This is a genomic window from Gordonia aichiensis NBRC 108223, assembly GCF_000332975.1.
GTDB classification, from domain to species: Bacteria; Actinomycetota; Actinomycetes; order Mycobacteriales; family Mycobacteriaceae; genus Gordonia; species Gordonia aichiensis.
On the sequence record NZ_BANR01000011.1, the window covers coordinates 154,486 to 180,700 of the forward strand.

The following is a 26,215-nucleotide window of genomic DNA, read 5'->3' on the forward strand; positions in this document are numbered from 1 at the left end:
GCCGAACCCAGCCGATTCTTGCGGAGGAGTTGAGGAATTGCCGCGCAGGCTCAACCGACTGACGCTCACGGCGCGCGCGGCGTCACCAATCCGAAAACCCTCGGCACCAACCACAATCCCGACGAGCCAAGCCCCGCATCCTCGGTCAACCGGGGGTCGCAGGCGGCCGTCTCGACCGCAACCAGGCGAAGTCCTTCGATCACGGCACCGTCCCAGCCATCACGAAAGCGATAGCCGAACTCGTCGGCGACAGCCCGTCCGAACCACTCATTCGTCATTCCCAGCTCGTCTCCGGCCTCGGTCCGCAGAACGAAGACCGGCACATCGTCTGTCGAGTACACCGGCTCTACAACTCCTGTGACCACTTCACCCGGCGACGCGTCCGTCAAGGCCCGCTGCATGTCCCGCACACGGGCGGCGTCTCCGGACAATGGTCGCCCGGCGAGCACATCCCCGGTCCCGAACTCAATCGCTGCGCTGTACTTCTTGCCCTGCTTGCTCTTGCGACGCTCTCGTTGTCGTCCGTTGCGCTTGTCGAACCACATCCACCCGGCCGGAATATCGAGGACTGCCACCTCATCGCGCGCCCGGCTCAATGCCACGTACTTCTGACGCAATGCCGGCCATTCGTTCTCATCACCCATCGGACTGTTCGGGTGCACGAAGAAGGCACGTTCGAACTCGAGCCCTTTGGCACGGTGAATCGTCGACACGATCACCCGGCATTCATCGGGCTCGGTCAGCGTCAAAGGAATCGAGCCCGTGGCAATCAGACTGCGCACGCGAGGCAGGTTCAGCTGATACATCGTGCGGGAACGTCCCTCAGCGCCCTTCAGCAGGTACCACGCCTCTTCACGAAGCCGCTGCGCGAGTTTCGCCTCGATCACCGATTGGACGCTGTCCCGGTCTACTTCCGGCCCGGCGAAGTCTTCGAAGATGCCCGCGATCCACCGGGCCGCGCCGAAGTCCCGGGCCTGTCGACGAACCACGTGATCCACTCCCTGTTTGGTGAGAAACTGCGAAACACGCAGTACCTCACCGTTGGTCGCGCATAGCACGGCGGTGCGTCCGGATTCCGGTTCGGCGAGGAACTTCCAGTTCTTGATCACACCCGAATGGGGCAAGGTCTTCTCGAACTGTGCGACCGTCTCCGCCGCGTCAGCCTCGCGCTGGCCTCGCAGCTGATTCCCCAGGCCCACTACCCCAATTGGGAACTGCCCCTGCGCTCGGTAATTCCGCGCCAACGTCACCGACTCAGCGCCGAACACGTCCGTGAGCTGAGCGGCGAATTCGTCCGATGTGGTCTTGCTCCGCGACGCCTTGAGAGTGAAGTCGTAGATGCCCTGCAACGGATCTCCGAGGGCGGTGAAGCCGGCCGACTCTGGGATCCGACGGAGTAGCGCCAGAATCATTTCCGCCCGATCGCCCACAAGATCTTGGACCTCGTCGAGCACGAGGTGCTGGAGATCCTCGATCCCCTCGACCTCGTCCGAGTCGTCATCCAGCAGCAGGGTCGCCTGTCGAACTCGATTGTCGAAGTCTCCGATGGGTTCTCGTCCGTTCTGCGACAACAGGTATGACGCCAGCGAGTCGAAGGTGCGGACGTCGGTACGCGCGATGTCGTGTCCTTCGAGCCTTGTGCGAACAGCTTGCACCGCGGCACGGGAGAAACTGAGCACCATGATCTCGGTGGATGCCGATAACTCCTCTTGCTCCACCAGATACTGGATGCGCGACGCCACGACCTCGGTTTTGCCCTGACCTGCACCGGCGATCACCAGCAAACGCGCGTCGCCACGCGCCTCGGCAACGGCTCGTTGCGAATCGTCGAGCTCGAACGCCGTCCGCTCGTCCGGGTCGATGGACTGGGTCATGTCAGAAGTCTCGCGGGTCCACCCACATGTGTCATGGCCATGCGCTCCCGTGCCCGAGAACCCGCCACGTAGAGCACACTGCGGAGCTTCTTCAGTTCGCGTTCGAGGTCGTCGCCCTTCTTGCGTGTGAGATAGGCGGGCGGGAAATCGTTCTCCCCCAATCTCGCCAAGACCACTCCGCGATACTCTAGGCCCTTCGCACGGTGCATCGTCATCACCCGGACGACTTCACCCAGTTTCTCCTCGGCGGTGTTCGAACCAACAGCCGCCGCCTTGATTCCGTCGGCGGCCAGCGCATGCACAATGTCATCGACATAACGCTTCTCGTAAGTGAAGACAGCAATATCGGAAGCGCGTAACCCGTCCGACTCCCACTCCCGTATGAACCCCGCGATGCCGGAGTACTCGGACGCGACGCTGTCGAAAGCCGCCATCTCGGGCGCAGGACCCCCGAAGACCGATCGGGAGCCACGGAGCTCCTCCGAATCGACGTCGAGGTCATCGACATCGGGATCGGCCACCTGCAGGGTCCACCGCAGAATCTCCCGACTGGTGCGGTAGTTGATGGTCAGTCGGCGTGAGCGTCCTCGTGTCTCGATTCCGTAGCGCGACAACGGAGCCGGGCGACCATAGATCCGTTGGTGAGCGTCACCGACGATGAAGAGGTCGTCGGTGTCGGGCTTGACCAGTGCGCGCACCATCTTCCAGTGGGCGGGATGCAGATCCTGGGCCTCGTCGATGATGGCAAATCGGTACCTGAACTTGTCACGCAGCTTGGGATCGGCAGTGAGCATTGATGCAGCGCGCGCGGCGAGTTCGGTGAAGGTGATCAACCCGTCAGCGCGCATCAGGCGTTGGAAATGCTCGATCACTTTCCACACGTCGGCACGTTGGGGACGAGAGAGTCGTTGGGAGCGGCCATTCCGGGCTACCCGGAGATATGCGGTCTCATTCTCGATCGAGTTCCCCAACACCACCAGGGACCACTCATCGGAGAGGAAGGCCGGCTCCCAGCCCTCGTTGGACTGCTGCGCGGCGACCGACCACAGCTGGGTGACCCGTGAATCGCCGTCGTGAACCAACGTCGAGGAGGTGACCAGAGCGCGACCAGTGTCGGTGGACGCGACCACCTTGCGTGCGAGTGCGTCGACGTTGAGGACCTCCACCCGTTGGGTGATCTCCTTGCCGGCGAGTTCGATGAGCTGCGCCTCGATGGCGCGCACCAGGTTTCGCGTATAGGTGGTCAACAACACCTTGGCGCCGCTGTTCTCCTCGCCCAGCCGGTGAGCGAGGTGACGGGCGCGATGCAGCGCAGTGACTGTCTTCCCGGTGCCGGCGCCGCCGGTGACCCGGAAGGGACCGTTCCACCCATCGTGGGTCGCGAGCTTGCGTTGCAACGGGTGCAGCCACACACGCCATTTGGCGAAGTCACCTTCGAGTACCGCCCGGAGCTCGGCCTCGTTCTCGCCGGCAGCAGCGGTGAAGTTGAGCTGGGAGATGGGGCGCTTGAGTGCCTTCTGGATGTCGTCGGCGTCGACGGGGCCAGGTTCGTCGATCGCGTAGGAACTCCATACTTCATCGGGACTCTTCCCGAATGCGAGATCGAGCACCGCGTTGGCCTGGGTATTGGGCAATGCTTCGGCGATTGCGAGAAACGCCTTCTCACCCACCACCTTGGTCAACTTCTCGGCGAGGTCCGCCTCGACTCCGAAACGTTCGAGGTCGATCGGCTTGACCGTTGAGGGCATGAAAGGAGCGTCGGAGCCCGTTGCGGGAGCCTGGGCCTTACCAATCGCCTCCTCGAGTGCCACATGGTCGAACAGCTCTGCAGCTCCGGTCTTCTTGTTGACCTGCAGGGTGACCTTGCCGGCGAAGTCGTAGGCGTCGTCGTGGGTCAGGACCGAGATGAGGTACAGCGACGAATCGCCGCCGGGGTCCACGAGAACCGCTCGGTAGTTGTCGTTGACGCGGGCTGTTCGAATGTACTTGTTGGCGGCCCCTTTGGGCTTCTTGAAGTCAAGTCCGGTGGCGTCCGGGTCTTGTTGGAGCTTCACCATGAAGTTGAGAACTTTGCCCTTGATGCTTCCATCGAGTTTGTCGTAGGAATCCTGGAACATCTCGTGCATCTGCACGTATCTCGTCATCACTGTCCTCCTGCCACCGCACCGACAACATCGTCCACCACGCTGCCGTCGGGCCAGTTCGTCATGCGGAACACACGCCAACCGTTTTCCTCGAGCCACCTATCCCGGTCGTCGACGTTATCCGTCACGACCGCGATCCGTGGTTCGTCCCAGCCGAGTTCCACCTGCCAGATGGATTGGTCGGGGCCGAGCTCCATCCCGACCTCGGGGATGGCGGCCCCGGAATTCGCGAGACTTTCTACCAGGTCGGCCACAGCTGGGTCGGCGTACTCGTGAACAATCTTCCATTGCCCCGGGAGCGGAGTGACAATATCGGTTCGATCTGCCGATGTAGTGGCCAGCGGCAGAGACATTGCCAGAAAATCTGGAAGTGATCGTGTCGTCCAGATGGCGGCCATCCGCTGGGGCAGCAAGTCACCGAAGTGTGGAAGTGATACGAACTGAAGCAGATTCGCCCATCGGAGCCAGGCTCGCCATTGATTGTCGTGCATCTTCCCGCCGACGGCCTCGTCCGAGTCATCGAGGAGCGTGAAGACCCCGAGCGTGGATTCGAAGTTCTCGGGATCGGCGCAGATCAAGATGGGCAGGCCACTCAGGCCGTGTCGCGGGACCACCATGATGGTCCCAGAAGCGTCAGGATGCGTGGATGTACCGGCTGCGACGTTGACGAGGATCTTCGCGAGTTGCCCCGGCCCGGTAAAGATCGGCTCGCCGGAGCCGTGCTTGTCCGACGGGTTCACCAGTGCCAGCGCGGTCGCCGTGGCACCATCGCCCCACACGTCGGCGTCGGGGTCGGCGAGGTACTCGATGAGCAACTCGATAGGGTTATCCCACAGGTACTTGATTCGCGGGTCGGAAACCTGTTCGGCGGCAGCGTTCTTGACGTGCTGGTGGACGATGTCCTGCGACCGATTCTTGGCGTTGCCGGTTTCGAGCGCGGCGACGTCGTCCCATGCGATCGACCAAACACGAATGTCGTCGCGTCGGAGCGCGTCGCGTTTACGGGCATCATCCGCGGTGCGATTGTGCTCGACACTCGCGTGAAACTGTTGGCCGTCGAGGTAAATCGCGACGTCGGCGGTCTGCGCGTCGACCCTGGTGAGCAAGAAATCCGGCTCGGTGGCGACACCGACGGCGACCACCTGGACGAGCGGCCGCATACGCCATCGTCGGGGTTGCTGGTCGGGACCGGGTATGCGGATGTCGAGTTCTTCGCCGTTGGTACCCATCGAGATCTCATACGACGCGCCAGGACGGCTCTCGAGCAGATGCTTCAACAGCTCCCGGAACCGGATCTCCAGCTCGCTGAGTTGAACGGCACCGATGTCGATCCCGGTGACTGTCCCTATCCGCTCGACCTGCCATTCGCCGAGAAAGTCCTCGAGAAGCCTGAGGGCGGATTCACGTGAAGCGTGGGTCATGTCTCGTGCCGGCAGAACTCCGTACAGGCATCGGTGGCAGGCGCGGAGTTCTTCGGTACGACAGGGGCATTCGGCGAGCGCATCCCGAGCGAGGGTGAGGATGTGGCGCATGCGGTCGGGTTCGCCGAATCGGTCAAGGTATCCGGTGCCGCCCGGCACGGTGTCGTGCAGGACCAGGAAGCGGCGGGTGACTCCCTCGTTGTCGGTCATGCTGGACGCCACCACCGACAGATGCTGAGGGTCGCCGCCGAAGTCCTTGCGCAGTCCGAGGAGCAGCGCGCCCTTGAAGGAGGCCAGGGTGGTTTCGAAGTTCAGCAACGACACGGGGAGGAGGAGTCGAACCGCTTGGGTACGCAGTTCGTGAGAGAGCAGGAGCCGCGTCCATGTCTCGGTGCCGCCGCGCCGGGTGATGCAGTAGCCGCGGTGGCGGACATCTTCGGTTCGGGTAGAGCGTGATGCGACGACGCCGCAGTGTTGGCAGGTGGTGAATCCGGGCGCGTTGCGTTCGTCGCCGGCGATGGTGATGGTCTCACCGGGCGCGTCGCCGTATCCGGTGTTGATGGTTCGTATGGTGGCCGTTCTGGCGTATTCGGCACCGAAGATGGCGTCGGTGAGTCGCCAGGCCTGCGCAATGTCGTGGGGTTCGATGTCGACGCCGGTGACGGTTCCGAAGAATGTTCGGGTGCGGTCCTCGGTTTCGTCGTCGATGAGGACATCGTCGAGGCGGTGGACTGCCGACACCTTGCGCAGTTCGAGGACGTTGTGCACGGAGCCGGAGTCGGCGACCGCCCCGGAGTGACACCGCGGACACATCTGCACGACGTCGGGTGCGGTTGTACCCCAACCGCAGTCGGGACACAGACGGGTTCGGCGCCAGTGGGGTTTGGTCGACGGTCCAATGTCCATGGCGTCGATCTCGACGCGCTTGCCACCCGCGTAGAAGTAGGCGCCGGGCGCGAGTTCGGTGAGGGCGGTGGCACTGGCCCGCTCATAGGTGAGATCGAGTGCTTCGGTCTGGGGTTGACCGCCAGGAGTGCCGGTGGTCCACCACAGGTGGATGTCGAGGGTGGTCGCGTCGTCGAGGAGGTTGTAGTTCGGGAGGAGCCCGACACCGGACAGTCCGGTGAGGGTCTCGATGCTGCCACGTTCGTACAGTTGTTCACTGAGAGCACGGAATTCGCCGGCACAGCGTTTGCGGTCTTCCTTCTGGGCGTCATCGAGGTGTCCGTGTTTGTCGAGTGCCGCAATGGTTTCCGATAGTCCGCTCATGCGGGTGCGGATCTCGTCGGTGTCGGAGATCCAGCGGGCGGCGGTCTCGGCGGCAAGGTTGCGCATTCCTCCTGCGGCGAAGTCCCGCAGATGTAGGCGCGCATCGTCGGAAATGCTGTCGCCGAACAGTGCGGAGAATTCGGCGGTCAGAGTGTCGGCGTGGTTAACGCAGGTGTCGACCAGCGAACGCAACCAATGACCCTCGTCCATGCCGTGGTCGAGGCATCCAGTGAGCTTGGTCGGCATGGGCGTTGTGATCGGAAGATGATCTTCGGCAACCTTGTCCAGGCAGAAGGCGAGGTACTGGCGTTGCAGGAGTTCGGTGGCCTCCAGGTACGCCCCTGGCGGCATGACCTCTCCGGCGATGAGGTTCTCGGGTTGTGCGAAGTAGTAGAGGTCGCGCGGCGAGGTGGGTACCGCGGCGAGGACAAAGGCGTTGCCGGTGGATCGTCCGGCTCGCCCGACACGCTGAAGGTAGTTGGCCGTCGACCGGGGCAGGGAGGCCAGCGCGACCGTAGTGAGGTCACCGATGTCGATGCCGAGTTCCAGCGTCGGGGTGCATGCCAGGATGTTGGGATCAGATGCGGAACCGCCGACCTTGAACCGGGTTTCGACCTCTTCCCGTTCCGCGCGCGCGAGGAGGCCGGTGTGTTCAGCGCTGACGATGCGGCGAATGCGGCCACTGCGGTACATGCTCCGGTAGAAGTTCGACTCCTCCACCGCATCGGGTTCGAGTCGTCCGGTGCATCGCATCCGGGGGCAGGGCGCTCCATGCCAGAGGTCCAGTCGACTGCCCGCGGCGGGTTGGACGTGATGACACGTCGGGCATTCCAGGCGGACGATGTCGGATGGGTCGAAGATCACTGCTTGCGGTGTGAGACCGTAGAGATGTGATCCTTTCTCACCGGATCTGCGGGCCAGGGGTCCGGTTTCGCTTGCCAGCTGGTCGACGACGCCGAGCAGGAGTGCTCTCGCTTCTCCGCTGGTGACGCCGAGGCAGCGTTTGGTCCAGTCGGTGAGCCACGATTCCCCTCTGGGGCTGAGGGACTGGAAGTCGGTGTCCCCGGCGGGCCCGGTGGTGTAGAAGGACGGGGCCGGTCGTCCGCGCGGGAATTTGGGCATGCCGTCGGTGCTTCCACCCCAGATGGACCACCGTTTTCCTTCGTCCTTGAGGTAGGTCGCGAGCCAGGGGTGGATGATCCCGCCGCCGATGCGCAGGTGCTCGAGTACTCCGAACAGCCAAGGGCGATAAACACTCTCGGCGAGGGGGCCACCGAGGCTCAGTTGCGGCAGGTTTTCATGGATGTCGTGGCTGAGGCGTGCGTAGGTGTCCAGGTCGACGTCGATGTCGACGGCGAGCGATGAGGTCAGTTCGAGGGTGCGGCCGGTTCGAGAGCCGAGGCCGGCTTCGAGGTGTGCCTGGAATGCGAGGCGGGTTGCCAGCAACGATCGGAGCGGTCCGTTGTCATGGTCGAGCCAGTCGGCGTCGTTGGTGAGTCTCCGACTGAAGTCGGGTGGGGTGAGGGCATACAGTTCATCGATGGCCGTGGTATCGCCCAGCTCTGCTCCGGCGTCGGCCAGGGACAACCGGTCGTCGCCGACGGCACGGAACAATGCCGAGCGGAAGTTGAAGGCGAAGGCGCGCCCCTCGATGAATGCGGCGCGGTGGGCGGCATCCTGTACGGAGTCGGTGAAGACGAGGGTTTTCTTCTCGTCGTCCGGGAGGACTTGCGAGCCGAATTCGGTGGTGAGACCGACGCTGAGGAGGGTGGCGACACTGGAGCCCATGTAGCGGACGGCGTTTCGGGCGCCACAGGATGGGCAGACCTCGTTGGCGGCGTCCTCGTCTGTCGCGGTGTTGTGGACCGCGATGGTGTCGGTTCCGGGTGCGGCGTGGAGTTCGAGGGTTTCGGGGTCGAGGTGGCGGACGCCTTCTTCGTCGGCAGTGGCGGCGAGCAGTGTGCGTGTCTTGGCACGGCTGCCGGAGCGGGCGCTGTTGCGCCAGATGGCAGACGCCTCGCCCGCGAGGTTGTCACCGAGTTCGGTGGTGGCGGCCATCCAGCCGGCTCGCCCACACACGCGGCAGTATGTGGCGGGCAGGAGTCGCTGTCCTTCGATGGGACCGTCGTGCCACCAACGGAACTCGGGCCTTGGGCCGACTGTGCGCATCATTCGGCTGAGTTCACGCACCCACGTCTGCACCTGGACGTTGACCAGTGGCCGGAGCGCTCCGGTGGTGTCGGAGGTGCGTGCGATGGAGATGAGGCCGAGGAACCGGAGGAGTGCGGTCTGGGCTTCTCCGGGATTGGTGGAGTTGTGGACACCCCATGGCAGGATGCCTGCTTGCGCGACGCCGTTCACCGCGTCGGCGACGGTCATGGGGGCGTCGCCGAGGACGTCGATGACGACGCGGGTGAGGAAGTGGCTGCGGAGGGCATCACCGATGGCGACCGGATCGCTGAGATCGGTGGATTGCGCTGCGGCAGGGCCGAGGACCGCTTCTGCAAGCGGCACCCAGGTGGTTGGGTCGTCGCTGACCGGTGCCGGAACCGCGAGGATGTCCTCGACGGACGGGATGTCGAGGGTGAAGTCGACCTCTTGGACGACGTCGGTCGCGGCGAGGGAAGTCTCGCCGACGAGGGAGTCGGGACCGAACGCGGTGCCAAAGACGGTTTCGGCGAAGGTCCGGAGAGCGACACTCTGGGTGCCGCCTCCCAGGGTCGCGGATGTCGCGACGGGTGTGATCCGACCGAGTGGGCCACCTGCGCCGGCCACGCCCACCTTGGCCCCGAGACGGCGGATGAGCATGGCGACGTCGGTGCCCTGAGCACCGTCGTAGGTGTGGAATTCGTCGAGGACGAGGTACTGCAGGCTGAGAGCCGCGTTGGCCCACAGACTCGAATCTGCCCGGCGCAACAGAAGCAGATCCAGCATGCGGTAGTTGGTGAGCAGGATGTCCGGCGGGTTCTCACGCAGGGTTTCGCGGTGGTCGACGAGGGCGTGGCGGCTCGGCTGTTTGCGTTTGCCGCTACCACCGATGTAGACACCCGCCGTCACGTCCGCCAGGCGGTCATCGTCGTGGATGTACTGTGCCAGACGGCGGGCTTGGTCGGTGACGAGGGCGTTCATCGGGTACAGGATGATGGCCTTGATACCCTTGTCGCCGCGTGCCGCAGCGCGGCGGCAGTGGTCCAGCAGCGGGACGAGGAAGGACTCGGTTTTTCCCGAGCCGGTGCCGGTGGTGACGATCGTCGGTTGCGCCGCAGCGCCATTCGTCGACAGCCGCCGGAAGGCTTCCGCCTGATGCCGGAAGGGTCGAAAGCCTCGTGGTATCCACTCCAGCGGTGAGACCCACCCTGTTCCGACGGGCTGGTAGGGCGTGCGGATCTTGAGGTAGGGGCCGCGGAAGATCCCGGTCTGCGGATCGGCCAGAAAAGTACGAAGCGCCTGTTGCGCTTCGGGATCCGAGAGCGCGAACGTCGTCGATAGGTATTCAACGATCGAGTCCTGGGTCTCCAACGCAAGCAGCGATGGGAGGCTCGGATTCGGTGCGGTCATTCGCTGATGGCCAATCGCTGTTCGAAGTCGGCATACGCTGCGCGCATCTCGGCCTCACGGTCTGGTTTGTAGAACCACGGTTCATCGTGGTCGTCATCCGGCGCGAACGGCGTGTATCGCTCGAGCAGGTCGCCGCAGTCCTCGCCGTTCATCCATGCCTGGAGCAGCTTGTAGTCGTCCTTCTGTTGGTGACCTCCTTGTGCGTGGTGGTCTTTCGCGATCTTGCGCCCGTTCCTGTCGAAGTACATTTCGTATTCGTACTTGCGGAGCACCGGGAACTGCGCGCGGAACATCAGCGCGAGGTGTTCGGCGGTCAGACCGAGCATGAGCGCCGACAGGGCGTCGATCTCAACGAGCGCTGCGCGACGTTCGAAGTCGGTGCGGAGTGGGGTCTGCATCGTCCACTTGTGGGCGGTCACTCCGAGTGGGTCCAGTAGTGGGCCGAATGGTGTGGCCCATGAATCGTTGGCGAATTCCTTCTCGTACAGAGCATCCCAGAGCTCTGCGTAGTCGCGCGTCAGGCAATTCAGGCGCAATGTCCGCAGGAGGAGTTGTTGGGCTGCCGGGTGATCAACTGGGGCAGGGAACCGGTCGACGAGTTCGGCCTGAACGTCTGACTTGCCACTGACCTTGACCAAATAGTCGAAGGGGAGCGACGCCCATAGTCCCGCGACGAGCGCCGTCTTGCGTACGTCGGAGAGCCCGTCAGGGCTCGACAACTGTTTACAGGTGGTAGCACATGTACACACAGTCAATGTATTGACTGTGTTTACATGTGCTACCCCCGGTCTGACAAGGGCTGCGTGCAGTGATCTTTCCAACCCCGGTTGGGTCATCCGCCTCCACGCCACCCGCCAGAAGTCCGTCGCGGGTCGATCCCCCCACTTCGGGATGCCGGCGTCGTAGGTGTCGCGGTCGCAGGCGCGCTGGTAGTTGGTTCGTGGGATCACCGATTCTGGGAGGGATTCGAGGTCCCAGGTGGTGTAGTCGCCCTTACTCTTACAATTCTCGTTGGGTTCTTTTGCAAAGGGCGTGGCGACGGTGAAGTGAGGCCCTTGCAATACCACTTCATCCCAAGAAGGCGGATACTCGGTTCGCCATTCGATGTAGCCGTCCGCTTTAGCGCCCTTCTCATGCCATAGACTCGTCCACCGGTAACCCACATCGGTCAGCCGGACCGGTTGCTCCGCGAATTTCGCAAGAACAGCCACGTGTTGAAACGTGTAGGGACGCAAAAGACGCGCTTCCAGAGCGGGAGTTCCCGGAGTGTCAAACAATGAAGCCCATTCCGCAAGCACGTGGTCGTCGACGCTGGTCACACGATCGTGGTGAGGGCGTAAATCCCATCCACCCCAAGGAAACTGAATGCCGGGAACTTCGTCGTGTTCTGATCCGATCCGATCCAGCGATCCTTCAATCGTTTCAGGTGTTAGCAAGGATGACATCTGCAAGAAGCGCACTCGGGATTCGGGTCCGTAGATATGAATCCCGTAAATGACCGGATGACCGATATCTTCGAACAGCATGAGCTCATTCACGAACTGCCAATGGCGCCTCAAGCGAACGTACGTGGCCGAGCGGAGCGCCGCCGCCTTTGGATCAGAGAAATGGCCCTCTGGATGTAGCAGTCCGGTGATCCCCCGTAGCCCCGAACTCCGCCACACGCGCTCCATGAAGTTTGTGTATAGATTGGTCTGAATTCCGGCCAGCGTCGGATGCTCAATGGCCGAACCTAAAGAGGCGGACGTTCCTGCCCAACTTGTCAGGTCGGACAAGTATCCATGCTCCGCGTCCCGCAACTCCAGCACCCGCGAGCGCCGCTCGCTGAATACGCGATCCGGGATCTTCTCCTCAAGCAGGAAGTACGGGTCGTACTCTGCCAGCGTGGCATCGTCTTTCCATACAGGGCGTACCCAGGGCGGATTACCCACCTGCAAGTCGAACCCTCCCCGATCGAAGACCTGCGCAAAGTCCAACTCCCAGTGGAAGAATCCCTGATCTTGCGCGATCCCACGAGCCGTACCCAACCATTGATGGCGCAATAGCAAATCGGGGATGGACCGCATGCCGGAAAACTCCCGATCCTGCTGGTCGATCTCTGCCAGTTGCTCGTACCCCTCGGCGAGATCTTGGAATGAGCCCTGGTCCTTGTCGAACTTTTTGATTCCGGCGGCGCCCACCAGCTCTTCGAGCGTCACGATCCACTCATCGAGATCCGGCGGGCCGGGATGGCCCTGCTCGTCGTCGTTCACCGATCCAGTAAGCGGCCAGAACCACATTGCACACCATGCATCCATGGCGAGGCGCAGCCGTTCGTATGGACCGTCTGGGTTGTGTAGATCTTCCTCTACCTTCTCGCGAGGGACCGCGTCTTTGATCGTCACAATCTCAGCTCCCCAGACATCGATGTGCCGGGAAATCTGCTCCTCGCTGATCTCCATACGGCGTAGCACCAACGTCCACAATCGTTCCACACGCGTCGCCAACGCGCGGAGACGATCTGCTTGCTTCTGGCTCGGCTTCTTGGTGACGCTCTTGCGCCATTCACGAAGCGCCGCTGCAGCTTCCGGTGCCAATTCCTTGGCCTGCTTGGCATCCGCGACTGCGGCCCACCCCTCAGCGGGAAGTAGGAAGTGGTGGATCTCGCCGTCGCCGATCGCGCCCTCTGACAGCGGCCGGTCGACGGGCGGTGTTTTGAGCCAGCTCTTCTTGGCGCGACCGAGGGCGGTCAGATCGTATGTGGCGCGGCGCGCCCCGATGAGGGAATTGCCGCGTCGAAGGTGCAGACCGAACCAGGGTGCCTGTAGCCCCTTGTGCATCACGTTGAGCCACAACGAGACCTCGGCGAGCTCGACGGCAGTGGAGTTGAGGTCGACACCGTAAGCACGGTGCAACGCAAGGTATGCCTTGACCTTCTGGAGCTCCTCGGTGTACTTCTCCGGCTTGATCGGTTCTTCGAGTTCGTCCTGCCGGCGCTTCAGGTACTCGGCGGCCAACTGGTTGATGGCCTCGTTGAGGAACGCGCCACTGCCCAGCGCGGGCTCACAGATGCGGTACTCGAGAATATCCTGCGCTCGGGTGTCGTCCGTGATCAGTTCGGCTAGAGCATGTTTGACGACGCACTTGGTCAACACCTCGGGGGTGTAGTACGAGGCACTTCGCTGGCGGTCGCGTCCCGAGAGACGAAAAACGAAACTGCCCTTGGGGTGTCGGACGATGTCCTTGCGTCCGGTGAGCCGGTCCTCGCGCCAGACGATGTCCTTCTCGTCGTAGTCGCCGGACTTGCTGGAGCGAACCAGCCATGATCCCTTGTCGGCGTTGCCGTCTTTGGCCACCTCCACCATGTCGTCGGAGGCGATGAGTCCGCTGTAGGACATCAGGCCCTCATACACGGCACCTAGCTGGTTGATGCCAAGCTGCGCGTAGGAGATGTAGCCGCGCTGAGAACCCTTCCGCTTCGACGGCTTCGAGAGCAGCAGAAGGTTCAAGACCTCCTGCAGCACACGGTTACTGATCCGCATGCCCTCGCCGTCGACGAGCGGTGTCTTCGCAGGGTCGAACAGGTCGGAGCGTAGGGGCTCGAAGACGAGGCCGTCAGTGTCGCGTCCACCACGGTTGTGGCCGGTGTTGACGAGCCTGAACAGCAGGTCGAGGGAGTCATGGAGATGGTGTCCGTCGGCGGAGCGTCCGGTGAGCGGGACCTGGACGAGTTCACGCAGCCGATCCAGTCCGTAGCCGGATTCGTATTCAGGTGTTCCGACCGGGAGCACTCCGAGTTCGGGTCGTGCCTCGGCGAAGAGGAGGAACAGGATTCGGTAGAGGAACCGCAGCGACTGCGTCGTGAGATCTCGCGGTAGTTCCGGGATACCTTCGACAGCGAGGCCCTTTTCGCGGCGCCGCGTGAGCACTTCGTTGGCGATCTTCTCGATCGAGATCCTGAGGCCTTCGCGGAGGTCTTCGCTGACGCCGACGGCGTGCCTTTCGGAGCTCTCGGTATAGCGGTCGAGTTCAGCCTTGCCGTCATCTTCATCGGGTAGAAGAGCATTGGCCGACCACAGGCCGGCATGCCAGGACAACTCGCCATTGGCCTTGTCGTCACGCCGGTCCAGGGCGGTGGCAACATCGAAGGCCAGGTAACGGCCCTCCGACCATCGGGCGACATCGGTGAGGAGCACCACGCTTCCCGCGACGACCATCAGGTATCGGGGCGCGTCGTCGCTGACAAAGACCTGGGTGATCGCTTCGCTGACCCCGCGCAGGGGTTGGAGTTTCTCGCTGCTCTGGTGGATGGTCAGGGGTTCCACCAGTTCGGCGTCGCCACCGAACAGTGCGTCGGCGTTGTCGACGGGGTATGCCTGCAGGATGTGGAGGGAGTCGGTGGTGGTGGCACTCGGATATCGCGCGAGCAGCGGAAGATCGATAGGCGTCTCGGCCTGTCGGGTCTCGAGGATGACCGGATCTGCCTTGAGGCCTACGGCATCGAGCAGCACCGCATGTAACTTTGTGACCCTCCCAGCGAGCGTCTCGTCCGCCTCTGGGAGATCGCCGAGGTCTTTGATGTAGCCGGCCGCGATCGCCGTGAGCCCTTTGACCGGTGTGGACTTGCCCTGCTCGGACCATTCCTTCCATTGGCGTGTCAGCGTTTTCAGGGATGACGGAAAGACCTCGGCGAGCCAGTGCTCGGAGAGAAAGTCGTTGACGTTGTGAATGGAATCGAACATTGCGTCACCCCTTGGGCTTCGGAATGATGACACCGACCACGCGCACAAACGGGTCCCCGGATGCGGCGAGGGAGTCGATGATGGCGGACCAGTTGCCCGCGGTGTTCTCGATCTCGAATCTGCTGTCCTTGCGTTTGCCTGGTTCGGTAGCGATCTTCAGTGCCGACTGTTGCCACTGGGTCAGGCCGGCGCGGTATCGGTCGACGCGTTCGAGGAGGTCTTGTTCGAAGTCCTCGCGACGATCGCGGATGTGGGCGAGGGCAGCGTCGACTGCGGTGGGCACGAGGTCCTGCAATTCCGCGAGCCGGTCATGGTCGATGCCGGGGTTGGTGGCGTCTTCGCTCAGTCCCGAGATCTCGACGATGGTCTCGAAGTCGTCGACCTCGGGTGACTGCGGCAGCCCGGTGACCGCACCCCAGTGGGCGATGGCCGGTCGTCCGTCGTCGTTAGACCACACGGCTTGAGTGAGGAAGTAGACGCGGTCGACGGAGCCGGTGACGAGGGGAATCTCGTTGCGGCCGAATCGTCCCACGGCACGGTCACCCGCCCAATCGAGGACGGGGTGGATCGGGGTGAGGAAGTGCACGTCGGGCCAGGAAGTGTCCTGCGCCTTCTGTGCTCGGGCGAGACGCTCCTTGGCGACGTCGGGGCTGCCGGTCAGGCGGAGGCGTTCTTCGATTCCCTGCTCGGCCCGGTAGTCCGGTGGGAGGTCACGGAATCGGGTGATCAGGTCGTCGGGTGGGGTGAACGCGATGAGGTCCTTGTCGGCCTCGCGGTACACGTCGAGCTTCGTCGCCCCCTTATCGGTGGCGATGTCGGCCAGTTCTTCGGTGAGGTAGTTGTCGTCATCGTCGAAGAACGACAGCCTGACGGAGGTGTCCGGGGCCGGCTCGTTCTCGTGCTCGCCGCCCTTGATCATCAGCCGGGCAAAGGGATTGAGCTTCTCAGGGGTGGGTTCGGGGATGACGGTGTCAAGGTCTTGCTGGGTGCGGATGGCTTCCATAACGGTTTCTTCTTCGATCTTGGCGTCATGGAGGTCGAGGAGCACCTCGGCGTCACCGAGGGCACGGTTGGCCTCGTCTTCTTTCAGGAGCAGTTTGGTGACGACGTTGAGGTCGTCGGTCACGTCGTCGTCGGTGGTCAGGGCCAACGCCGTGATCTGAGGTGCATGCACTTGGCCGTACCGGTCGATGCGACCGTTGCGTTGCTGAATGCGGATAAACGACCAGGGCAGGTCGTAGTGCACCAGGTGGTGGCACTCTTTGTGGAGGTTGAGGCCTTCCGATGCCATGTCGGAGGCGACGAGAATACGGATCGCGGACGCCTTCTGCCCGAAGCCCTCCACCACAGATTGGATCTTCTCGTCCGAGAGGCCTGCATGCAGGACCTCCACGGGAAGGAGCCCATTGACGGCCTTGGCCGAAAACTTCAGCTTCTTCTGCAGATGAGTTTGGAGCCAATCCAGCGTGTCGATGCGCTCGGAGAAGATGACCACCCGGGTGTCTGAATCCTTGCCCACACCGATCGAGTCGAGGTAGGAGACGAGTGCGTCGAGCTTGGCCGGGGAGGTCTTTTCGGCCTTGGCCGCGAAATCGTCGAGTCGAAGCAGTGCCATCGCTTCACGGTCGCGGTCGTTGTCGATAGTCTTCAGGCGGCGTCCGATGCTGGCCCGCAGGGCGCGCGGCGACGAGAGGAAGGCCTTGTACAGGGTCCACGGAAAGAGTTGTCGGCCTTTGCCTTCGATGACGGGACGCCCGGTCGGGTGCAGCCAGATATCCTCCAGTTCGCGAAGAACCTGCAGCTCTGCGGGATTGGGTTCGACGCCGAGGACGTCAGGTTTGCGGCGGGCCTTCCACTTGTGGGCGACGTCAAGTTTCACATCGGGCGAGTTGCGATGGCGGCGTACGTAGAGGTGCTCGATGTCCTTAGCGTCGTACTCGTTCGGATCGACGATGGCTGTTGGGTCGAGCATCGAGATCAGCTCGGCAAACGACTCCTGTTTGCCGTTGTGCGGGGTGGCGCTGGCCAAGATGAGGGCATCCGATTGCGCCGCAAGCAGTCTGGCGAGTTCGTTGTTCTGAGTGCCGCGATTGATCAGGTTGTGGCACTCGTCGATCACGACGGCGTCCCAGTGTTGACTCTTGAGGTGGTGCTTGTACCGGGCCGGGTTCTTGAGGGTGTCGATGGACACGATGACCCGCTTGTAATAGCTGAACGGGTTGCGTGAACTGGGGAGGGTTTGCTTGACCTTCTGGATACCGGCGGAGTCCAGTCGGATCAGCGGGATGGCGAAACGCGTCCACAGCTCCTGCTGGAATTGCTCGAGCACCGCGCGGGGAGTGACCACAAGGATGCGCTCGCCCCGTCCGCGTCGGATCAGCTCGGAGAGCAGGATACCGATCTCCAGAGTCTTACCCAGTCCGACGGCGTCACCGATGAGGATGCGTGGGCGCAGATTCTCCAATGCCTGCGCTGCCGGACGGAGCTGGTAGTCCATCCGGTCGAGCAGCGCCTGGTGCCCGACGGCGATCCGCGTGTCGGCAGCGGGCACCGGGCTGCTGCGTCGCACCGACTCCAACCAGAGGCGGGTCCGTCGGAATCCGGGCGACACGTCGGCGACCAGTTGGCCCTGGCGCGGGTCGAGCCGGTCAATTGTGTCGAGGTCCGGGTGATCGAAGAACACCGCGTCCTGGTCACGGACCAGTTCGCTGACACCGGTGACCTCGACGCGGGTGCCGTCCAACTCGGTGGCTCGCACCGAGCGGACGAGCCACTCCTCATCTCGGACGATGACGCGCTCACCTGCAGCGATATCTGCCACGACCCAGCCTCCTCGAATACTGCCCGGTTCGCAGCCTATGCCTGCGCGAGATACCCGCTGAAGAGGCCTGCGTCCTCTTCCCCGGGCTCGTGGGTACCGAACAGCAGCGCGCGATCCAGCAGCGTGTTGTTGAGCTCGCACGAGGTCTCCGGCGCCAACACGCACGCGTGACAAGCGGCCATGTTCAGAGCGTCGGTTCCCGATGCCGGCGACTCGATGCACACGGGATCGGACGAACACCACGACAACCTCGTCAGGCCTTCTTCGATGGCGGCGGCGAACTTGGTCGGATCGGCCTGAGAGGCCACACCACCGAGGCTTCCGGCCGAGTCGGAGCTGGCAGTGTAGATGAGGATTCCGGCCATGTCCTCGTCGACGAAGAGTCGCTCTCGAAGCGAGGATGCCGGGTAGCCGGCGTCGAGCGAGAGTTGATCGATCAGCACGTGGGCGAGCGTGTGGAGTGCGACCTTGGAGATGTCGACTGGCAGTGCATCGCGTTTGAACTGCTTCGCCTGTTTGTTGGCTGCGTCCTGCAGCTTGCGCTGGCGGCCCTCGGCGAACGGCTCTGTCGCCCAAGCCGTCAGCTCCTTGCGGTCGAGGGCGACGAAGATTCCTTCGCCAATGACCTCGATGGCGGGCAGCCAGCTCAGCGGCTCGGGAGAGAGCTCGCAGAGTGTGTCGGGATCGGATTCTCCCGTGAGCCTGGTGAATCCGCGCAGGGCGCGGACCTCGCGGAGACGTGTGACCTTGCGCAGCTCGGTGAATATCTCCGGCACCCCATCGGGGAACTGACCTCTGGTGACCGATTTTTCGCAGACGAAGTCGGACTCACCTTCGTACTCCTCACGACCATCGACGAGTGCCTGAAATTCTTGACGCCGAAGCGCCTTGTCGTCCACCGCCTCGTCCTTCTCCTCACCTCGCCTGCGATCGATTTCGGAGACGATCTGATCGATCGAGAACCCACTTCGTTTGGCGAGGTTTCGCAGAAGTGCGTCAGTGACTGCCTCCGGATCCTCAAGGGCTGCCCAGTGTTTGTCGACGAACTTTGCCACCGCCAATGAGTACGGCGGAATGGAGATCGCTGAGCGCACCGCGGGGAACCACACGTTGGACGCACCTCGTTGGAGCACACGGGGTGTCTCGGCGCAGGATTCTGCGTAGTCGGCGCCCAGCCACGGACGCAGCCCACGGCATCGCATCACTCCTTTCATCGCCGTTGACTGTGAAGCACCTTCAAGCGACCTGCTACTGACGCCGCAGGTGCATTCGAGCACCAGATCGTCCAAGGACGAGGTTCGACCCAGTGACTTCATCTTCATCTCGTGCTTCTTGTCGCTGCTTTGATCCTCGGGCCCGTCTGAGCCACGGTGCAGCCATTGAAAGAAGGGGAACTCGTCGATGTGCCCATGTGTGCATGCAGTTATCAGACGGAACGGTGACAACGCTGCACCTGCGCGGCCATCTTTACATCGGCAGTTGCTCGCGTTCCAATCACCACCCAGTTGGGCTGTGGTCCCGATCTTTCTGCAACCCGGGCAGATCTGCGTCACCGGGAACCTCACGACGGGTACATCGCGTTTCTCCCCCGCAGGAGGCGCCTTGAGATCTTGCACTCCCAGAGACCTGGCGAGACGGGGCTCGCTGACCGGTTGCGCGCGGACCTGATTCCACTCGTGCAAACCCACGATCATGAAACTTGTTGTCTCAGAGGGAAACAATCCGCCGATTCCGTACGTGCTGAGAAGCTGACTGCGGCGGGCCTTGACGTTCGCGGTTCTCATTGTTTCCTCTTCATCGGAATTTGGTATAGGCCACTCTCGGCGTCGACGTCACGCATGCTCTGGAGGGTTGGCCAAGGGGCCTCTCGCTGGGAATACTCGATTACATCGTTGGCCAGCGCATCTTCCGGTCGTACCATGAGTGCGGCCTCGGGGTTCTTATTCTGGTACTTCAGATTCTCGCGTTTGTCGCCCTCGTCTTGCCAGGTATCCAAGAGCGTTCCGACTTGGGCTCTTACGGCATCGATCTCGTCAGTATCGATGGTTTCGTCACGTCGATCAGCCCGTAACCGCTCAATCGATGCGACGCGATCGACGACCAATTGCCCGACTGCTGCCAGTTCATCGCAGCACTCAGAAGCAAGATGCGCAGAATCGTTGCTCGAAAGCTCAGGAACCAAGAGTCGCGCCATTGAGATGAGCACGCCGTGAAGCCCTCGGTCACGAGCGCGCGCCGCGAAAGGTGTTGCGCTGGTGGCTTCTACCGCACGATAGAGCGATTGGTGGAATGGTCGGAAGCTCTCGTAGTGGGAACGATCGCGAGAGCGAGCCGAGTTGAAAATGGTAACTACGAGGCCTGGGTGTTGACGGCCCACGCGACTGGTCGCCTGGATGTACTCTGCGCTCGCCTGCGGCTGACCCATCACTGTCATAAGTCCCAGTCTGTCGATGTCGACGCCGACAGAGATCATGTTGGTGGCGAGGACCACGTCATCGGGGGCATGTTCCCCGCCGAGTCTCCGCTCCAGAGACTTCAGGCGTCCGGGAATCTCAGATGACGGAACGCGGCTGGTGAGTTCGTTGACCACCTTGAGTTCGCGCGTTCTCGTGCCCCCACGGGAGGCAACAACCCCGAGGCGCTCCCGGACGTCACCTTCGACCTGGAGATTCGCGCTGCCGAGGACTCGGAGACTATTGAAGTATCCGAGCAGTGACCAGTAGGGGTCGCGTGTCGCGTCATCGCCGCCAATGTCCTTGGCGGCCTGCAACAGCGCAGAGTAGACCCGGACTAACAACGTTGCGTGGCTCGTGCCCGATGCCATCACCCCGACGTAGCGGCGCGTCCCGAGTTCGTCCTTGCTCGATGGTTCGGCGAAGAACGATTCATCGGGGTCGATACCCGGAGGTGGGAAGAGCGCTGCAGATCGTGCGAAGACGGACTCGATCTGTTCGTCGGCGCGTCGGATGGTCGCGGTCGACGCAATGACCTTGGGTTTCGCCCGGTTGTATTCATCGTGGAGCGACGGGACTGAACATGCGGCGTCGACGGCCGTCTCGTACAAGCCGACCATCGAGCCGAGTGGGCCCGAGATCAGGTGCAACTCGTCCTGGATGATCAACTCGGGAGGGGTGCCCTTGCCGTCGCGCGCAAAGAGCTTGCCCACGTTCTCATTCCAGGCCATCATCGCGAACTTGTCGACGGTACCCAAGATGAGTTCCGGACGTTCGCGGTACACATCCTCGTCCACAAGGTGGACCGGGAGCCCTCCTCGAAAGTCACACGATGGGGTCTTGCACGCGATGACGAGGTGCTCGAACGGCCGGCGCTCCGCTGAGTAATTCTCGTGGTTGAGGAACCTTCCGCACCACGGACACTGGGTGAGCTGGACAGGGTTCTTCTCCTGCAGTTCCTCCCCCCGGGCAAGCTTGTTCAGCGATGTGCGAGCCTCACGAACCAAGTTCGGTGTGGCGCCGGCGCCAACCCAGAGGCCGATGGAGAAGGGCCGAGAACCCAGGTCAGGATTGTCCTTTCGAACAGTCTCGAGCGAGCACATGAGCATGGTTGCCCGCTCAAACTGCTGAATTGTCAAAAGCCGCAGGGTGTATCGCATGATGACGGCGACGCCCATGGCCGAGGAGTTACGGATGCGCCGCAGCAGGATCACATAGGCCACCAGGCCCAGATAGGCCTCGGTTTTACCACCGCCAGTCGGGAACCACAGGAGATCTGCCACCTCTCGGTCTTCGTGAGTCGGGTCGGTGATCCCGGGAAGGTTCAGCAAGACGTAGGCGATTTGGAAGGGACGCCATTCCGCGTCCGCGCCGTCGCCTACCTCCCCGTCGGCACCACCACGTACCCAATCCTGGCGTGCGCGCTGCAATTGCATTGCGCGATTGGCCAATCGAAATGCCCTGAGTGCCTCCGGGTTGTCTTCGAGAAGGCGGATACCGGCATCGATGCGGTTGGCCGCATTGCGCATGTCCGTGATGTGTCGGGACGCAACCGGTTTCAGATCATCCCCAACCGAGGCACCGCCGCCCCCAACGTCGGCTTCGATCGTGCTGATCCACGTGCGGTACTGGCTGGTGAGGCCTCGCAGGTTCTCGCTGATCGTGTCAATGGGATCTTCCGCGAAAGACACCATCCGAAGGTCGAGATTCTCGACCTTGCCGGGCTTGGCCCGGTGAACCTCGTGCGTGGGAACGAAAGTGGTGGAAACCTTCGCGACAGCACCATTCTCCACCGAGTCCAGGTCCCAGTCGGCTGCGCAGCCATGCCCGATCGCGAAGGTGTGGGCGTTGCGGTACATCAGCGCGGCGGTGTCGAGGTCCGGGTCGCTGCCGATGTTGTGGGCGACCGAGCGATCGACGATGTCGGCGTGCTGGGTCTGGACGGTGATGCCGACCTGGAACCACGAGATGGCGTCTCGCATATCTCCTTTGACGGAGATCGCGGTGTTGTTGAGCGCCACCGTGACCGTGACCTTGCCGCCCCTCTCTGGCCGGACGTACCTGTAGAGCTCCAGACCCGGACCAATGTTCGTGCGGTACACACCCGGGCGCTGCAGCTGCTGACCGATCGCTTCGGTCTCCAGCGGGATACGGCTCCAGCCTTCCGCGGCTTCGTCCTCGTCGATCAATTGCTGATAGCGGGCAGCGCGCGGCGTGATCGTGACCGATCCGGCCGAAGCCCGGACCGAGAACGTCATACCCACCGACGACGGAAATCGCATCCGCGCCTGCGCGACCGGACTTCCCTCGTCGGATTCCCCATCCGCCTCCGCTCCGGTGGGTTCGGTCTCGTGTTCTTGCTCGACGTCTTCGGCATCCTCTTCGTCGGCGGGCCGCGGCCACAAGGCACCGACGATGTAACGGCTCAGTGGCGCCTCGCCGATCACCTCGTGCTCGCCCTCGCCGGGACCGATGAGGTCGGCTTCCAGCGCGTCGACCATCTCCTCGCGGAACCGATACTTTTCGGCCAGCTCTTCTTGCACGCTCATCCCACTTTCTCCATCACGTCCCACAGCGGTCTCGCAAGACCTGCCACTCTCGGCACAAGCCAGAAGCCGCCAGGGCCTGCGCCCGCCTCGGCGGCGATACTCGGGTCACCAGCCACTGTCTCGACGGAGACCAAGACCATGTCGGTCAGCGCGGCGGGCCATTGACCCGGACGAACCTTGAATGCGGCGGAGAAGTCCTCGCCGAACTCGTCGGTGGTGCGGCCGACTGTCCGGCCGTTGACCGTCAGCGCATAGATGGGACGCTGCGCGTCGGAACGCATGCGGTCGAGTTCTGCCTCGACCGCAACGCCGGGTGTGAGTTTCTCGAGTGCGGCCTGGACCTGAGCAACCGAAGCGTTGTCGACAGCGACCGGTCGCGCAGCGTAGGTGTCGCCGTAACCGATCTCCAGGGCTCGCGCCCGCGATTTGCCCTTGGGACCCATGCGTTCCTGCAGCCGGTCCGGAAGCCAGCGGCACTCGCTGACCACGGAGTGTCGGCGCGGTGTGGTCACCATGACGATCGTGTCCCGGGCACGGGTCAGCGCCACATACTCGAGGCGGATCGGCGCCCACGGGTCATCCTCGTCCGGTCGGTCCGACCAGTCGGCGATGAAGACGTTGTCGAACTCGAGGCCTTTGGCGCGGTGGACCGTCGAGACGATGATCCTCATATCGTCGTCACCTTCGGTCAGGGTCAGCGGCACGGTTCCGGCTCCCAGACGACGGCGCAGGCGGTCCAGGTCGATCTGATTCATGCCCCGGCCACGTTGCTCAGCGGACTTCAGCAGGTACCAGGCGTCCTCGGCGTCCGCTTTATCCAGGATCTGCTCGAGCCGCTGCTCCACATCGGAGCGGGCGACGATCGGCCCCTGCAGGGCGCCGAGGGCGGAACCGATCCACTTGGCCGCTCCGAACGACTGGGCGGGCCGACGCACCGCGTGGGCAATATCTTCGTCGACGAGTTCTCGGGAGATGCGCAGGACCTCGGCGTTGCTGCGGCACAGGATTGCGCTGCGGCCACCGTACAGGTCGAGAAATGACCAGTCCTCGACCCGCTCGACGTGCGGAAGGGAATCGCGGAATCCGCGGAGCGCAGATCGTGCTTCGTCGGGCTTGGTCTTGCTCCGCAGAAGAGGACCGAGTTCGGCTGCCCTGATGCAGTCAGCGCCGCGGGCCCGGTAATTGGTCGACAGGCTCACCTCGGTGGCACCGAGCTCGGTGGATATGCTGCCGAGTAATTCAGGGGATGTCGTGGGTGCGGTGGACTCGTCGAGGACGAAGTCGTAGATGCCCTGGAGCGGGTCGCCCAGGACCGTGAACCCGGCGTCGTCGGAGAGGTTCGACAGCAGCGCCCACACGAAGTCGGCGCGTTCGCCAACCAGATCCTGAACCTCGTCGACGATGACGTGCCGGAGGGACTCGACCAGGTCGGCGATATCGTCATTGTCTGCCAGCAACTCAGTTGCCTGCCGGATGCGCGCCTCAAATCCGATCGCAGGCTCAACATCTGCCTCGAGCAGGAGCTGCGACGCGAACGAGTCGAACGTTCTGACGTTGACCTCGGCGATGTCGCGGTTACAAAGCCGGGAACGGACCGCGTGTACTGCGGCCCGCGAGAAGCTCAGGACCAACAGCTCTGCGGACGCGGAAAGACCTTCATCCTCGATGAGGGACTGAAGGCGCGCGGTGACGACTTCGGTCTTTCCCTGGCCTGCGCCGGCGACAATCACGAGCCGTTCATCAGCGGCAGCCTCGGCGACACTGCGTTGGGCCTCGTCTAGCCGGACCGCATTTGCGGCGCCCATCGCAGCTCCCTTCATAACCGTGGTAGGTCGCACTCATATGCGTACCTCAACAAAGGTGTCGGCACGACCGGACCAGACGATTAAGTCGAAGACCGCTTAGTTGACCATCTGCAGTTTTTCTACCCGACCGGTCCGACAATCCCGACACTGGGTGACGCTCGAACTAGTGCAACACGGATCGCACGGGTCAGGGTCGATCGGGTCGAAGCCGAAGCAGATTGATCGCACTGCTGATGTCGTCAGCGACTGAATCCGCACACTCATGCTCCCAATAGCGCCGGACCACCCAGCCGCGTCCTCGCAGCACCGCGTCGGTCTGACGGTCGCGTTCGACATTGTTGTCGAGCTTCCTCGCCCACCAGTCGGCATTCGCCGCCGGGCGAGTTGCGTGCTCCGGGCAGCCATGCCAGAAGCAGCCGTCGATGAAGATGGCCAGTCCGAGCTGGCGCCACGCGATGTCTGCACGCGTTCTCAGATCGGCCTCGAGCTTAACGTCGGTGCGGAAACGTATCCCTCGCGAATGCAGAATCTTGCGCACCCGGACTTCCGGGGCAGTGTTCTTTGACCGCTGTCTGCTCATACGGTCTCGAACCGACACCGACGAAGCCGGCGGCCTGGTCGAGTTCGAGGACGGCGTCACACGCATACCTCCTGATTTCACAATTGACGGACGCGAGGCGGCTGGGCGGCTCATGTCCGCAAGCTCATACGGATGCCCGGAGGGATACGAACACCCAGATCACGTCGCAATGATCTCTTCGGGGCGACGGTAAGTGATCGCCTTTCCGTAGTCCTTCACTGTGGCGTCGAGTAGCTCCTCGAGCACGCCTCCATAGCTCTCCTGGACCATTCGCTCGACTGCCTCGGTCAGGACTCGTCCCGAGATCATCACCAACGGATACTGATCATCGATAATCTCTACCTGTGCTTGGCGCGAGAAGGTGCCGGTGATGACGTACACGCCAATCCACCCACGCCGCAGTCGCGCTACAAGCCGCGCCACCTGCTCAGCAGATACACTCGACGAGGGGGCAACACACTTGGCCTGCCCCAAAACGACGACGGGCATCGTCGCACCCGTGGCGCCGAAGTCAATCCGACCGATGAAGTCAACGCCCCCGTCCCCAGAAGACCGAGACAACCATCCTTCTCGATATCGTGCACCGGACTCCTGGAGGACGTGTGCAGCCACGCGCGCTGCCAACATTTCGAACGCATGCTTGCGCCCGTCGTAAAAGGAGTGGATTCGACTCAGCGTCTCAAACGAGCGGCTACCCACTTCAGGTAATTGCTCCGCTGCAGTCTTGACCTTTCCGGCAAGTACGCGCCGTCGGATCCCGGGAAGAACCGTTCGCCCGCCCTTCACCCACTTTCGCCACGAAAGCGGAGCGTGACGAAGAGTCGACTTGACCGCCAATGTGGGATCACGACGATCATCAATCCATCGCATATCGAATTCGTCGTCATCGCCCCCGGCGACGATCGCGAGATCAAGAGCCAGGTTCGGATAGCTTCGGCCACTTTCTGGGTCACGCTGCACCACATGTTCAAGGGTTTCGATGATCGCCACGCCGCAGAACTCCACGTACCCCTTATGCGG

The 26,215-nt window shown here is 62.8% G+C and carries 10 protein-coding genes; all 10 read right to left on the minus strand.

From position 1 onward, the window contains the following. Nucleotides 1–65 precede the first annotated feature (65 nt). On the minus strand, nucleotides 66–1,874 hold the full coding sequence (locus tag GOACH_RS13265) for a UvrD-helicase domain-containing protein (RefSeq protein WP_005175401.1): 1,809 nt from the start codon (nucleotides 1,872–1,874) through the stop codon (nucleotides 66–68). Then, nucleotides 1,871–4,018: a UvrD-helicase domain-containing protein gene (locus GOACH_RS13270; protein WP_005175406.1), complete on the minus strand. Its 2,148-nt coding sequence runs from the start codon at nucleotides 4,016–4,018 to the stop codon at nucleotides 1,871–1,873. The genes GOACH_RS13265 and GOACH_RS13270 overlap by 4 nt, the downstream gene beginning before the upstream one ends. Then, nucleotides 4,018–10,266 (minus strand): DEAD/DEAH box helicase, encoded by a 6,249-nt coding sequence (locus tag GOACH_RS13275; protein WP_005175408.1) that lies wholly within the window; start codon nucleotides 10,264–10,266, stop codon nucleotides 4,018–4,020. The genes GOACH_RS13270 and GOACH_RS13275 overlap by 1 nt, the downstream gene beginning before the upstream one ends. Then, entirely contained in the window at nucleotides 10,263–14,987 is a 4,725-nt protein-coding gene (locus GOACH_RS13280; protein WP_005175410.1) for an Eco57I restriction-modification methylase domain-containing protein, read from the minus strand. The genes GOACH_RS13275 and GOACH_RS13280 overlap by 4 nt, the downstream gene beginning before the upstream one ends. A gap of 4 nt (nucleotides 14,988–14,991) precedes the next feature. Beyond that, nucleotides 14,992–17,808 carry a DEAD/DEAH box helicase gene (locus GOACH_RS13285; RefSeq protein ID WP_005175412.1) on the minus strand — a complete coding sequence of 939 codons (2,817 nt, stop codon included), beginning with the start codon at nucleotides 17,806–17,808 and terminating at the stop codon, nucleotides 14,992–14,994. A gap of 35 nt (nucleotides 17,809–17,843) precedes the next feature. Next, nucleotides 17,844–19,592, minus strand: a complete 1,749-nt coding sequence (gene drmB, locus GOACH_RS13290) for an MrfA Zn-binding domain-containing protein (RefSeq protein ID WP_005175414.1) — start codon at nucleotides 19,590–19,592, stop codon at nucleotides 17,844–17,846. Next, entirely contained in the window at nucleotides 19,589–22,810 is a 3,222-nt protein-coding gene (locus GOACH_RS13295) for a helicase-related protein (protein WP_005175415.1), read from the minus strand. The genes drmB and GOACH_RS13295 overlap by 4 nt, the downstream gene beginning before the upstream one ends. Further along, nucleotides 22,807–24,615: a UvrD-helicase domain-containing protein gene (locus GOACH_RS13300; protein WP_005175417.1), complete on the minus strand. Its 1,809-nt coding sequence runs from the start codon at nucleotides 24,613–24,615 to the stop codon at nucleotides 22,807–22,809. Before GOACH_RS13300 ends, GOACH_RS13295 begins: the two co-directional genes overlap by 4 nt. 187 nt (nucleotides 24,616–24,802) lie before the next feature. Next, on the minus strand, nucleotides 24,803–25,261 hold the full coding sequence (locus tag GOACH_RS13305) for a very short patch repair endonuclease (protein WP_157227702.1): 459 nt from the start codon (nucleotides 25,259–25,261) through the stop codon (nucleotides 24,803–24,805). A 93-nt stretch (nucleotides 25,262–25,354) separates the two neighbouring features. After that, nucleotides 25,355–26,215: restriction endonuclease (locus GOACH_RS13310; RefSeq protein ID WP_005175421.1), on the minus strand; the 861-nt coding region annotated here is incomplete at its 5' end.

Bases quoted from the DNA above. Each gene is read 5' to 3' on its own strand.
- GOACH_RS13265 (WP_005175401.1), bottom strand. From the start codon at position 1,874: ATGACCCAGTCCATCGACCCGGACGAGCGGACGGCGTTCGAGCTCGAC.
- GOACH_RS13270 (WP_005175406.1), bottom strand. From the start codon at position 4,018: ATGACGAGATACGTGCAGATGCACGAGATGTTCCAGGATTCCTACGAC.
- GOACH_RS13275 (WP_005175408.1), bottom strand. From the start codon at position 10,266: ATGACCGCACCGAATCCGAGCCTCCCATCGCTGCTTGCGTTGGAGACC.
- GOACH_RS13280 (WP_005175410.1), bottom strand. From the start codon at position 14,987: ATGTTCGATTCCATTCACAACGTCAACGACTTTCTCTCCGAGCACTGG.
- drmB (WP_005175414.1), bottom strand. From the start codon at position 19,592: ATGAGAACCGCGAACGTCAAGGCCCGCCGCAGTCAGCTTCTCAGCACG.
- GOACH_RS13295 (WP_005175415.1), bottom strand. From the start codon at position 22,810: ATGAGCGTGCAAGAAGAGCTGGCCGAAAAGTATCGGTTCCGCGAGGAG.
- GOACH_RS13300 (WP_005175417.1), bottom strand. From the start codon at position 24,615: ATGGGCGCCGCAAATGCGGTCCGGCTAGACGAGGCCCAACGCAGTGTC.
- GOACH_RS13305 (WP_157227702.1), bottom strand. From the start codon at position 25,261: ATGCGTGTGACGCCGTCCTCGAACTCGACCAGGCCGCCGGCTTCGTCG.